Below are 11,171 nucleotides of genomic sequence, written 5' to 3'. Positions count from 1 at the left end.
CCCCCACCTCAAGGCGCTGATGCTACAGCTGTCAACTCCCGCTTGACCAGCGTCGGGTGAGAAGACAGTGAAAATCGAAACCGCCCCGTCACCGAAGTGACGGGGCGGTCCCTTTTGTACCCTGTGCCGTTGTGCCGTTGGACGTCAGTCCTTGCCGTTGCCGGCCGACGGGGTCGTCTGCTGGATCTGCAGCAGGAACTCGGCGTTCGACTTGGTCTGCTTCATCTTGTCGAGCAGCAGCTCGATCGCCTGCTGCTGGTCGAGCGCGTGCAGCACCCGGCGCAGCTTCCAGACGATGGCGAGCTCGTCGCTGCCCAGCAGGATCTCCTCCTTGCGGGTGCCGGACGCGTCGACGTCCACCGCCGGGAAGATGCGCTTGTCGGCGAGCTTCCGGTCGAGCTTGAGCTCCATGTTGCCGGTGCCCTTGAACTCCTCGAAGATCACCTCGTCCATGCGCGAGCCGGTGTCGACCAGCGCGGTGGCCAGGATGGTCAGCGAGCCGCCGTCCTCGATGTTGCGCGCGGCACCGAAGAAGCGCTTCGGCGGGTAGAGCGCGGTCGAGTCGACACCACCGGAGAGGATGCGGCCGGAGGCGGGCGCCGCGAGGTTGTACGCGCGGCCCAGGCGGGTGATCGAGTCGAGCAGGACGACCACGTCGTGACCCAGCTCCACGAGGCGCTTGGCGCGCTCGATGGCCAGCTCGGCGACGGTGGTGTGGTCCTCGGCCGGGCGGTCGAAGGTCGAGGAGATGACCTCGCCCTTGACCGACCGCTGCATGTCGGTGACCTCTTCCGGACGCTCGTCGACCAGGACGACCATCAGATGGCACTCGGGGTTGTTGTGGGTGATCGCGTTGGCGACCGCCTGCATGATCATGGTCTTGCCGGTCTTCGGCGGGGCCACGATCAGGCCTCGCTGGCCCTTGCCGATCGGCGACACGAGGTCGATGATCCGCGTGGTCAGCACACCCGGGTCGGTCTCCAGACGGAGACGGTCCTGCGGGTAGAGCGGGGTCAGCTTGTTGAACTCGGGGCGGTTGCGGCCCGAGTCGGCGGCCATGCCGTTGGCGGAGTCCAGGCGGACCAGCGCGTTGAACTTCTCGCGGCGCTCGCCCTCCTTCGGCTGGCGCACGGCACCGGTGACGTGGTCACCCTTGCGCAGGCCGTTCTTGCGGACCTGGGCGAGGGAGACGTACACGTCGTTCGGGCCGGGCAGGTAGCCGGAGGTCCGGATGAACGCGTAGTTGTCGAGGATGTCCAGGATGCCCGCGACGGGGATCAGGACGTCGTCCTCGGAGACCTGCGGCTCGCCGGCCTGGAAGTCGTCGCGGCCACGACGGCCACGACGGTCGCGGTAGCGGCCGCGACGGCCCCGACGGCCGCCCTCGTCGTCGAAGTCGTCCTGCGGGCCGCCCTGGGGCTGCTGGCCGCCCTGGCGCTGCTGGCGCTGGCCGCCGCCGCCCTGCTGGTCGTCGCCCTTGCCGCCGCGGTCGCGCTGGCGGTCACGCTGACGGTCCCGGCGCTCGCCACGGTCGCCGCCGCGCTCGCCCCGCTCGCCGCGGTCGCGCTGGCGGCCCCGGCTGCCCTCGGCGGTGTCGAGGGACGCCTCGGCCTTGGCCTCGGGCTGCCCGTCGGTCCTGGTGTCGGTCCTGGCCTCCGTACGGACGTCCGTACGGGCCTCGGTGCGGACGTCGCCCTCGGGGCTGCCGGCGGGCGCGGTGGCGCGGCGTCGGCGGCGCTCGCCCACGGGGTGGTCGTCACCGGGGGCACCGCCCTGCTCCGGCGAGGCCGAGAGCTTGGGGGAGGGCTGACCGGGGATCTCGATCTGCTGCTGCGCGACGGCCTTGTCGGCCTTGTCGGCCTTCCCGGCGGCCTTCTCGGCCTTGTCGGCGCTCTTGTCGACGGCCTTGTCGGCGGCCTCCTCGCCCGTACGGGCCTTGGAGGTGGCGCGGCGCTTCGGCTTGGTCTCGGCGCCTGCCGCCGCGTCGGCGGTCTTGGGCGCGGATGCGCCGCCGCCGGCCTGCGCCTCCTTGATGACCTCGATCAGCTGGCTCTTGCGCATGCGCGCGGTGCCCCTGATGCCGAGGCCTGACGCGACCTGCTGCAGCTCGGCCAGGACCATGCCCTCGAGGCCGGTGCCGGAGCGGCGGCGCCGTGACGTGGTGCCAGTGGCAGCACCTGCGGCGGGCGCGGTGGTGTCGACACTGTTGTCGGCAGTCACGCCCATCAGATCGGTGGTGTCGCTCACGAAGGGTCCTTCCCTGGAGCGGACGTCGGCCTTCTGGCTCGGCGACCGGTTGTGCTGTCCGACAGCGGTCCTTGATCGGTGGACCGAGTCGGGGCGGTGGTCCCGCCGGGTACGGCGGAGAAGAAAAAACGTGCTTGGGTCCGGCCCGAGGCCCCCTGCTCGGCCCGCTCCTGGGAAAAGCGAGGGGTGTCGCGCGCCGGTTCCGGAGCGTGCTCGAAACTGCTCAGGCAGGCTGCTCAGGCAGTGGAGGAGGCTCCCGGAAGAATGGTGGTCCCGGATGGGGACACTCAGCACCGCGCCACAAAGACGTCGGGTGCAGACTCGAGGTTAACACTACCGGCTCCAACAAACATTCCCCCTCTCCAACACCGGCAACCGTGTACCTACGGGGCGAGCGGCAGGACGCTCGCACCCGAGACGTCGAGGGCCAGCCTGTTGGCCGCCCAGCCGTCGCCCGCCAGCCGCGCCACCTTCTCCGCCGCGCCGTTCTCGGCCAGCGCGAGCACCGTGGGGCCCGCACCGGAGATGACCGCGGGAACGCCGTCCGCACGCAGTCGGTTCACCAGTTCCACGCTCTGGGGCATGGCAGGCGCCCGGTACTCCTGGTGGAGGCGGTCCTCGGTGGCGGCGAGCAGCAGCTCGGGACGCCGGGTCAGGGCCTCGACCAGCAGCGCGGCACGGCCGGCGTTGACCGCGGCGTCCACGTGGGGGACGGTGCGCGGCAGCAGGCCGCGGGCGGTCTCGGTGAGGACCGGCTTCCCGGGGACGAAAACCACCGGAACGATGGAATCGGCCGGATCCATCCTGATCGCCCGGGCGGAGCCGCCCTCCATCCAGGCGAGCGTGAAGCCTCCGAGCAGACAGGCGGCCACGTTGTCGGGGTGACCCTCGATCTCGGTGGCGAGCTCCAGCAGCGCCGCGTCGTCGAGTCTGGCGTCGCCGCCTATGGTCACCGCGCGGGCGGCGACGATGCCGGCGCAGATGGCCGCCGAGGAGGAGCCGAGGCCGCGGCCGTGCGGGATGCGGTTGGCGCAGACGACCTCCAGGCCGCGCGGCTGCCCGCCGAACAGGTCGAAGGCGGTGCGCAGGGAGCGTACGAGCAGATGGCTCTCGTCACGCGGGAGGGTGTCGGCGCCCTCCCCGGCGATGTCGATGTGCAGCCCGGAGTCGGCGACCCGGACGACGACGTCGTCGTACAGCCCCAGCGACAGGCCGAGGGCGTCGAAGCCCGGGCCGAGGTTGGCGCTGGTGGCGGGAACGCGCACCCGGACGGCGGCGGCGCGGAACGCGGGACCGGCCATCGCTCGATGACTCTCCTTGAATCTGACGACGAGATGTCGCGGTTTTCGAGGTTCGGGGTTTGACGAGAAGCGGGATGGTGACGAGAAGTACGAAGACCCATGGGCCGCAACGGCGTCAACGGCAAGAGCACCGCGGCATATGCGGCGGGGCGGGTTCAGTACAGCCTATCGAAGGAAGGTTCTGTGGCGACATAGGGCGCACAGGAGGCGCACGATGCGTGTCGCGAGCCTGCCTGTGCTCCTGTGTACGGCGCTGTGCGGGTTGCGGTTTTCGGCCAGACTTCGACCGGCGCTCAGATGAGGCCGAGCCGCTCCGCCGCGGTTGCCGCGTCGACCGGCACGGTGACCGGCTGCGGCGCTCCGGCGACCGCCCAGTCCGGGTCCTTCAGGCCGTTTCCGGTCACGGTGCACACGATCGTCTGCCCCGGGTCCACCTTGCCCTGCTCGGCGGCCTTCAGCAGGCCGGCCACGGACGCGGCGGAGGCGGGCTCCACGAAGACGCCCTCCTGGGAGGCCAACAGCCGGTAGGCGCGCAGGATCTCACGGTCCGTCACCTCGTCGATGAACCCGCCCGACTCGTCCCGGGCCTCCAGCGCGTACGTCCACGAGGCCGGGTTGCCGATCCGGATGGCGGTGGCGATGGTCGACGGGTCCTTGACGACCTCGCCGCGCACGATCGGCGCGGAGCCGGAGGCCTGGAAGCCCCACATGCGGGGCGTACGGGTGGAGACCGCGTCCGCCGCGTACTCCTTGTAGCCCTTCCAGTACGCGGTGATGTTGCCGGCGTTGCCGACGGGCAGGACGTGGATGTCGGGGGCGTCGCCCAGCATGTCCACGATCTCGAACGCGGCGGTCTTCTGGCCCTCGATACGGACCGGGTTGACCGAATTGACCAGCGCCACCGGGTAGTTGTCGGACAGCGAGCGGGCGAGGGTGAGGCAGTCGTCGAAGTTGCCGTCGACCTGGAGGATCTTGGCGCCGTGCACCAGGGCCTGGCCCATCTTGCCCAGCGCGATCTTGCCCTGCGGCACGAGGACGGCGGACACCATCCCGGCGCGCACGGCGTACGCGGCGGCGGAGGCCGACGTATTGCCCGTGGAGGCGCAGATGACGGCCTGCGCGCCCTCCTCCTTGGCCCGGGTGATGGCCATGGTCATGCCGCGGTCCTTGAAGGAGCCGGTGGGGTTGGCGCCCTCGACCTTCAGATGGACCTCACAGCCCGTGCGCTCGGAGAGCACCTGCGCGGGCACGAGCGGCGTGCCACCCTCACGGAGGGTGACGACGGGGGTGGTGTCCGTGACCGGCAGCCGGTCGCGGTACTCCTCGATGATTCCGCGCCACTGGTGAGTCATTGCTGGTTACTCTCCTTCGACCCGCATGATGCTGGCGACACCACGCACGGTGTCGAGCTTGCGCAGCGCCTCGACGGTCCCGGAGAGGGCGGCGTCGGGCGCGCGGTGGGTGACGACGACGAGGGACGCCTCGCCGTCCTTGCCCTGCTGGCGCACCGTATCGATGGATACGCCGTGCTCGGCGAAGACCGTCGCGACCTGGGCGAGGACGCCCGGCTTGTCGGCCACGTCGAGGCTGATGTGGTACCGCGTCACCACGTCGCCCATGGGGCTGACGGGGAGCTGGGTGTACGCGGACTCGCCGGGGCCCGTCGCGTCGTTGAGGCGGTTGCGGCAGACGGCGACGAGGTCGCCGAGGACGGCGGACGCGGTCGGCGAGCCGCCGGCGCCCGGGCCGTAGAACATCAGCTGGCCGGCCGCGTCGGCCTCCACGAACACGGCGTTGTACGCGCCGCGCACCGAGGCCAGCGGGTGGCTGAGCGGGATCATCGCGGGGTGCACGCGCGCGGTGACGGACCCGCCGTCGGCGGCGCGCTCGCAGATGGCGAGCAGCTTGATGGTGCAGCCCATGCGCTTGGCGGAGGCGAAGTCGGCGGCGGTGACCTCGGTCATGCCCTCGCGGTACACGTCGTCGAGGCGTACGCGCGTGTGGAAGGCGATTCCGGCGAGGATGGCGGCCTTGGCGGCGGCGTCGAAGCCCTCGACGTCGGCGGTCGGGTCGGCCTCGGCGTACCCGAGGGCGGTGGCCTCGTCCAGCGCCTCCGAATACCCCGCCCCGGAGGTGTCCATCTTGTCGAGGATGAAGTTGGTCGTGCCGTTCACGATGCCCAGCACCCGGTTGACCTTGTCGCCGGCGAGGGACTCGCGCAGCGGGCGGATCAGCGGGATGGCGCCGGCGACGGCCGCCTCGTAGTACAGGTCCTGGCCGTGCTGCTCGGCGGCGGCGTACAGGTTCTGGCCGTCCTCGGCGAGGAGCGCCTTGTTCGCGGAGACGACGGAGGCGCCGTGCTCGAACGCGGTGGTGATCAGCGTACGGGCGGGCTCGATGCCCCCGATGACCTCGACGACGACGTCGATGTCCCCGCGTTTGACCAGGGCGGTGGCGTCGGTGGTGATGAGCTCCTGGGGGATGCCCGCACGCACCTTGGAGGGCCGGCGGACGGCCACACCGGCGAGCTCGACGGGAGCGCCGATGCGCGCCGCGAGGTCGTCGGCGTGCGTCGTCATGATGCGCGCCACCTCTGAGCCGACCACTCCACAGCCCAGCAGCGCCACCTTCAGCGGACGCGTACGCATCATCCGACCTCACTTCTCATACTTCTACGGTGTGGACCAGTCTCACTCACCGGACGGAAGTTTCTCCCTTCCGTCCGGATTATGAGACATCTATTTCATCAACCGACATCGAGACGCAGAAGATCTTCCTCTGTCTCGCGCCGGACGATCACGCGCGCCTCACCGTCGCGGACGGCGACGACGGGCGGCCGGAGTACGTGGTTGTAGTTGCTGGCCATGGAACGGCAGTACGCCCCGGTGGCCGGAACCGCGATCAGGTCCCCCGGCGCGATGTCGGCCGGCAGGAACGCGTCCTTCACCACGATGTCGCCACTCTCACAGTGCTTGCCGACGACACGGCTGAGCATCGGCTCGGCGTCGCTCGTCCGCGACACGAGCGCGACGGAGTACTCGGCGTCGTACAGGGCGGTGCGGATGTTGTCCGACATGCCGCCGTCGACACTCACGTACGTACGCAGCCCCGCGAGCGGCTTGACGGTGCCGACCTCGTAGAGCGTGAACGCGGTGGGCCCGACGATGGCGCGCCCCGGCTCGACGGAGATGCGCGGCGTGCGCAGCCCCGCCGCCTCGCACTCCCGCGTCACGATCTCGTTGAGCGCCTTGGCGATCTCGTGCGGCTCGCGGGGGTCGTCGTCGGAGGTGTACGCGATGCCGAGGCCGCCGCCGAGGTCGATCTCGGGCAGCTCGACGCCGTGCTCGTCGCGGACCTCCTTGAGCAGCCCGACCACCCGGTGCGCGGCCACCTCGAACCCGGAGGTGTCGAAGATCTGCGACCCGATGTGGGAGTGGATGCCGATGAGCTCCAGCCCGTCGAGCTTCAGCGCCCGCCGGACGGCCTCGGCGGCCTCGCCGCCCGCGAGCGCGATGCCGAACTTCTGGTCCTCGTGGGCGGTGGCGATGAACTCGTGGGTGTGGGCCTCGACGCCCACGGTCACCCGGATCTGCACCTTCTGCCGCTTGCCCAGGCTCTGCGCGATGTGAGCCACCCGCACGATCTCCTGGAAGGAGTCGAGCACGATCCGCCCGACGCCGGTGCGCACGGCCCGCTCGATCTCCTCGGCGGACTTGTTGTTCCCGTGGAACGCGATCCGCTCGGCGGGCATGCCGGCGTCGAGGGCGGTGGTCAGCTCACCGCCCGAGCAGACATCGAGATTGAGCCCCTCTTCCTTGAGCCACCGCACGACGGCCCGCGACAGGAACGCCTTCCCGGCGTAGAAGACGTCGGCGTCCTTGCCGAAGGCGTCGGCCCAGGCGCGGCAGCGGGCGCGGAAGTCGGTCTCGTCGACGAAGTAGGCGGGGGTGCCGAACTCCTCGGCGAGCCGGGTCACGGGAATCCCGCCGACCTGGACGACGCCGTCGGTGTCACGGCTGACGGTCCGGGCCCAGACCTTCTCGTCGAGCGCGTTGAGGTCGGCGGGCGGGGCGGCGTAGTGGCCCTCGGGCATGACATCGGCGTGACGGGGCCCGGCAGGGTGTGCGGAACGGCTCATTTCTCTCTCACAAGTAGTCAGGGGCGCTGATGCCGAGCAGGGCCAGGCCGCCGGCCAGCACCGTCCCGGCGGCTTCGGCGAGGGCGAGCCGGGAGCGGTGGGCGGCCGAGGGTTTCTCGTCGCCGAGGGGCAGCACGGTGTGCTGGAACCCCAGGAACGCGTCGGCGGTGGCCTCCAGGTGCCGGGCGACCCGGTCGGGGGCGCGGTGGCGGGCGGCGGCTTCGAGAACGGCGGGGTGGTCGCCGAGGGCGGCCAGGAGGCGGGTCGCGTCGACATCCTCTTCGTACGCGGGGCTCATGTCGAGCTGCGCGCCGTTGCGGAGGAGCGCCCTGGCCCGTGCGTGGGCGTACCGCACGGTGAACAGCGGGTTGGCCTCGCTCTGCACGAGGAGCCCTTCGGGCGGGAGCGGCCGGTCGTGCGCGGCGGGCCGCAGCAGGCCCCACCGGGCGGCGTCGGGGCCCAGGGCGTGGACGTCGTAGGCGGCGGGGAGGGGGCTCAGGGTCACGGTGGTGGCCCCGGCGTCGTGCACGCCGGCCCCCTGGGCGATCAGCAGCCGCCGTACGGCGTCGGCCATGACGGTGGCGCGTACGTCGCCACGGTGGCTGAGCCGGAAGGTGTGCCCGGCCAGCGAGTCACCGTGCCCGTACCGCTCGCCCGCGTCGAGGATGTCCCGGACCAGGGCGTGCCGGCCGCGGTCGGCCAGGGTGATGTTGAGGAACCCGGGCCCGGTGATCTCGACGCGCTCGATGCCGTCGGCCTCCGCGATCCGGGGCCGCAGCACCTCGGCGAGCTGGAGCGGCGCCATCCCCGCCTCGCGGGCGAGCTGGAGCGCGGCGTTGGTGGCCCAGTCCCCGCACCCGCCGGGCCGGGGCCGCTCCACCGTGACCCGCTCGGGCACCCGCGCCGGGGCCCGCAGCGCACCCTCGCCGACCGCGCGGCGCACGGCGTGCAGCACGGTGAGGGAGAGGTCCGCGGGGGTCACGGGACAAGCGTATGGGAGGAGCGGGCTTCGGGCGGAACCGGTTTCGCCATCCGGTCAGCGCCGGACGGCCACCCTGTCAGCCCCAGGCGCTCCCGGCCCACCCGGCACCCCGCCGGCCGTCGAGCGGCGGCGGACCCTCCCGGTGCCTGAGCTGCCGCACGAGCCGTACCAGCTCGGCCGGCTCGAAGGGCTTCGCCAGAAACGCGTCGACCCCGGCGGCGAGCCCGCTCTCCACCTCGTACCGCGTGCACGCGCTGATGATCGCCACGGGCAGGTCCCTGGTCCGCGGATCGTCCCGCAGCCGCTCGGCGGTCCGCAGCCCGTCCAGCCGCGGCATGACCACGTCCAGGGTCACCACGTCGGGCCGGACGTGGTGGACGACGTCCAGACACTCGGCACCGTCGGCCGCGGTCACGACCTCGAAGCCCTCCAGCTCGAGATTGACCCTGATCAGCTGCCGGATGACCCTGTTGTCGTCCACGACGAGCACCCGGCCGGACACGCCTGACACAACTCGAGAGTAGGTCGCGCCCCTGCCCTGCGTCCGGGTTTTCCCCACTTCCGCCCCACACGGGCGACCCGGCCTGCCGCGCCCCGCGGAAATACCAGTTCACAGCCACCGCCCGGGAGCTGGTAGGGTTCTACCCGTCGCCGCCGAACGCGGCGGACGCCCCCGTAGCTCAGGGGATAGAGCAACGGCCTCCGGAGCCGTGTGCGCAGGTTCGAATCCTGCCGGGGGCACCATGGATTAGGTGCCCAAAGACCCCGTCACCAGCGGAAACGCTGAGGCCGGGGTCTTCGCGTATGTGCCGGCGTATGCCGCTCGGAGCGGCCGTATGTCGGGGTCCGTGGACTATTCGTGGACAGGATCTTGGGGCATCGGCCCTGGTCAGCTCCAGGATGGCGAAGGCCCCCGGACGGATCCAGGGGCCTGAAGCCTCGTACGGCGCGCGGGATCACTCGTACTCGCGCAACAGCTCTTCGATCTTGCGATTGGCGATCTCCTGCCGACCGTCGATGCACTTCGCGTAGCGGCTCAGCAGGACCTCGACGCTGTTGCCCGCGCGCTCGGCGACCTCAGTCGCGTCGACACCGGAGTTAAGCCAGGTCGACAGCGCCGAGTGCCGCAGGTCGTACGGACGGGCGGCGAGCGGCGAGGCGACAACGGCCGGCGGAAGAGCGAGCGCGCGAGCCTCCTGCCACACGCGGTAGTACGTGGACGAGCCCACCACTCCCCCGCGCTCGTTTGTGAACAGCCGCCCGTCCTTCGCAGTTCCGAACGTATCGAGGTGATCTCGGAGGATCGCCACGAGCTGAGGCGGGATCGGCACGGGACGGACCTCTTCGACGGGCCGGTTCTTGAGTCCGCGATCGTCGTGCGTCTCGCCGGAATCGGTCCACCGCTTGCCGACGCTGGGGCGGGTGCGATTTAGCAAAGCCGTTCCCCAGCCCGTTTCCGGCAGTTTCAGGTCTGCCTCTTTGAGGCCGACAGCCTCAGCCGGGCGAAGGGCGCCGTAGTACATGCAGGCGAAGAAACCGACGAGTCGCCGGCCGCGCGCACGGCCATATCCGCCGACGTACGAGACCGCAGTCAGCAGAGCACGAGCCTGTTCGGGGTTCGCCACTACTCGGGGGTCTACTTCCTTGACCACCTTCGGTTTCTTCCAGCGAACCGCAGTGATCGGATTCTCTTTGAACTCGCCGAGATCCACCGCGTAGTGCATGGCGTTGACCAGAGTGCGCCGCTTGCGCCGTACGGTTTCTGCCGCAGCCGCCGTTCCGTCGAGCTTGAGCTTCAGGGAGTCCAGGACGACCCTGCCGACCGCTGCGTCGGCGAGGTCCGAGAGAGGGCGCGATGCCTTGGCCACCCAATGCAGGGTGTTCGCGATCTCGGTCGGCAACTCGCTGTCGTCCGGGCCGGGAAGGACGAAAGCCCAGTTACGAAGCGCCTTCCTGAGGAGGTCATCGGCCGGCCGCCCAGGACGATCGTCGAGGAGCGCCACGGTGACAGCGGTCAACGACTCGTTGATCCCGTCGCGAGTGTTCGGCGCAGCGTGCGGCCATTTCATGGCGAGGTACTTCAAGGCGAAGGCGTACCACGTCATCGTGGGCGCCTTTTCGACCATCGAGTCTGGCAGCCCGGTAGCCGCGTCGAACTCCTCGCCGTCGCGCATTGCACGCAGGAGCTTGGAACGGTAGTTGTCCGCGAGTCCCTTGGTGCGGAACTGTTCGGAGAACACGTTCCCGGAGACGATCCACCTCACTAGGACGGCTTCTTGGTGTTCCTTTTCCGGACGCCCCAGACTTTCACGTCGAGTGACTTCACGCCGCTGCCCTCTCTCGACTGTTCAGCCACGCCGTGAAGTCGCTGCGCCACACCCGCAGTTCGCCCTTGGGCAGCTTGAAAGCTCGCGGAGCCTGCCCCAGTTCTCGCCAGCGGTAGAAGGTCCGGCGTGATACCCCTTTGAGTTCGGCGAGGATTTCCGGAACGGTCATCAGCTCG

The 11,171-nt window shown here is 70.5% G+C and carries 8 protein-coding genes, 1 tRNA gene and 1 pseudogene; 1 reads left to right on the top strand and 9 read right to left on the bottom strand.

Going from position 1 to position 11,171, the window contains the following annotated elements:
* Positions 1–144 precede the first annotated feature (144 nt).
* The 7 genes from rho to AMK26_RS11115 all read right to left on the bottom strand — a co-directional run bounded on the left by rho (position 145) and on the right by AMK26_RS11115 (position 9,227).
* Complete coding sequence (gene rho, locus AMK26_RS11145) at positions 145–2,247, bottom strand: transcription termination factor Rho (RefSeq protein ID WP_073754350.1); 2,103 nt, start codon at positions 2,245–2,247, stop codon at positions 145–147.
* Between the two features lie 383 nt (positions 2,248–2,630).
* Positions 2,631–3,548 (bottom strand): homoserine kinase, encoded by a 918-nt coding sequence (gene thrB / locus AMK26_RS11140; protein ID WP_073754349.1) that lies wholly within the window; start codon positions 3,546–3,548, stop codon positions 2,631–2,633.
* 293 nt (positions 3,549–3,841) lie between these two features.
* Positions 3,842–4,900, bottom strand: a complete 1,059-nt coding sequence (thrC, locus tag AMK26_RS11135; protein ID WP_073754348.1) for a threonine synthase — start codon at positions 4,898–4,900, stop codon at positions 3,842–3,844.
* A gap of 6 nt (positions 4,901–4,906) precedes the next feature.
* On the bottom strand, positions 4,907–6,196 hold the full coding sequence (locus AMK26_RS11130) for a homoserine dehydrogenase (RefSeq protein WP_073754779.1): 1,290 nt from the start codon (positions 6,194–6,196) through the stop codon (positions 4,907–4,909).
* A gap of 98 nt (positions 6,197–6,294) precedes the next feature.
* Entirely contained in the window at positions 6,295–7,686 is a 1,392-nt protein-coding gene (gene lysA, locus AMK26_RS11125; RefSeq protein ID WP_073754347.1) for a diaminopimelate decarboxylase, read from the bottom strand.
* Between the two features lie 7 nt (positions 7,687–7,693).
* Positions 7,694–8,668 carry an ArgS-related anticodon-binding protein NrtL gene (gene nrtL, locus AMK26_RS11120; RefSeq protein WP_073754346.1) on the bottom strand — a complete coding sequence of 325 codons (975 nt, stop codon included), beginning with the start codon at positions 8,666–8,668 and terminating at the stop codon, positions 7,694–7,696.
* A gap of 76 nt (positions 8,669–8,744) precedes the next feature.
* Positions 8,745–9,227: a response regulator gene (locus tag AMK26_RS11115; RefSeq protein WP_079277538.1), complete on the bottom strand. Its 483-nt coding sequence runs from the start codon at positions 9,225–9,227 to the stop codon at positions 8,745–8,747.
* A 110-nt stretch (positions 9,228–9,337) separates the two neighbouring features.
* On the opposite strand from AMK26_RS11115, the gene AMK26_RS11110 reads away from it, so the two are divergent.
* Positions 9,338–9,412, top strand: a tRNA-Arg gene (locus AMK26_RS11110).
* Positions 9,413–9,624: 212 nt separating this feature from the next.
* Here the strand turns inward: AMK26_RS11110 and AMK26_RS11105 are convergent.
* Both AMK26_RS11105 and AMK26_RS11100 read right to left on the bottom strand, forming a co-directional pair.
* Positions 9,625–10,994 (bottom strand): annotated as a pseudogene (locus tag AMK26_RS11105) (tyrosine-type recombinase/integrase).
* The gene (locus AMK26_RS11100) at positions 10,991–11,164 is read right to left on the bottom strand and encodes a helix-turn-helix transcriptional regulator (protein WP_073754778.1); all 174 of its coding nucleotides are present in this window, start codon (positions 11,162–11,164) and stop codon (positions 10,991–10,993) included. The pseudogene AMK26_RS11105 and the gene AMK26_RS11100 overlap by 4 nt, the downstream one beginning before the upstream one ends.
* Between the last annotated feature and the right edge of the window lie 7 nt (positions 11,165–11,171).

It is taken from the genome of Streptomyces sp. CB03234 (assembly GCF_001905885.1).
In the GTDB taxonomy this organism is placed as follows: Bacteria; Actinomycetota; Actinomycetes; order Streptomycetales; family Streptomycetaceae; genus Streptomyces.
The sequence above is the reverse complement of the archived record's forward strand: the minus strand, read 5'-3'. Positions and strand labels throughout refer to the sequence as shown.

What these genes read in the sequence shown, in the direction of transcription:
- thrC (WP_073754348.1), bottom strand. Translation starts at nt 4,900, where the DNA reads ATGACTCACCAGTGGCGCGGAATCATCGAGGAGTACCGCGACCGGCTG.
- AMK26_RS11130 (WP_073754779.1), bottom strand. Translation starts at nt 6,196, where the DNA reads ATGCGTACGCGTCCGCTGAAGGTGGCGCTGCTGGGCTGTGGAGTGGTC.
- AMK26_RS11100 (WP_073754778.1), bottom strand. Translation starts at nt 11,164, where the DNA reads ATGACCGTTCCGGAAATCCTCGCCGAACTCAAAGGGGTATCACGCCGG.
- thrB (WP_073754349.1), bottom strand. Translation starts at nt 3,548, where the DNA reads ATGGCCGGTCCCGCGTTCCGCGCCGCCGCCGTCCGGGTGCGCGTTCCC.
- lysA (WP_073754347.1), bottom strand. Translation starts at nt 7,686, where the DNA reads ATGAGCCGTTCCGCACACCCTGCCGGGCCCCGTCACGCCGATGTCATG.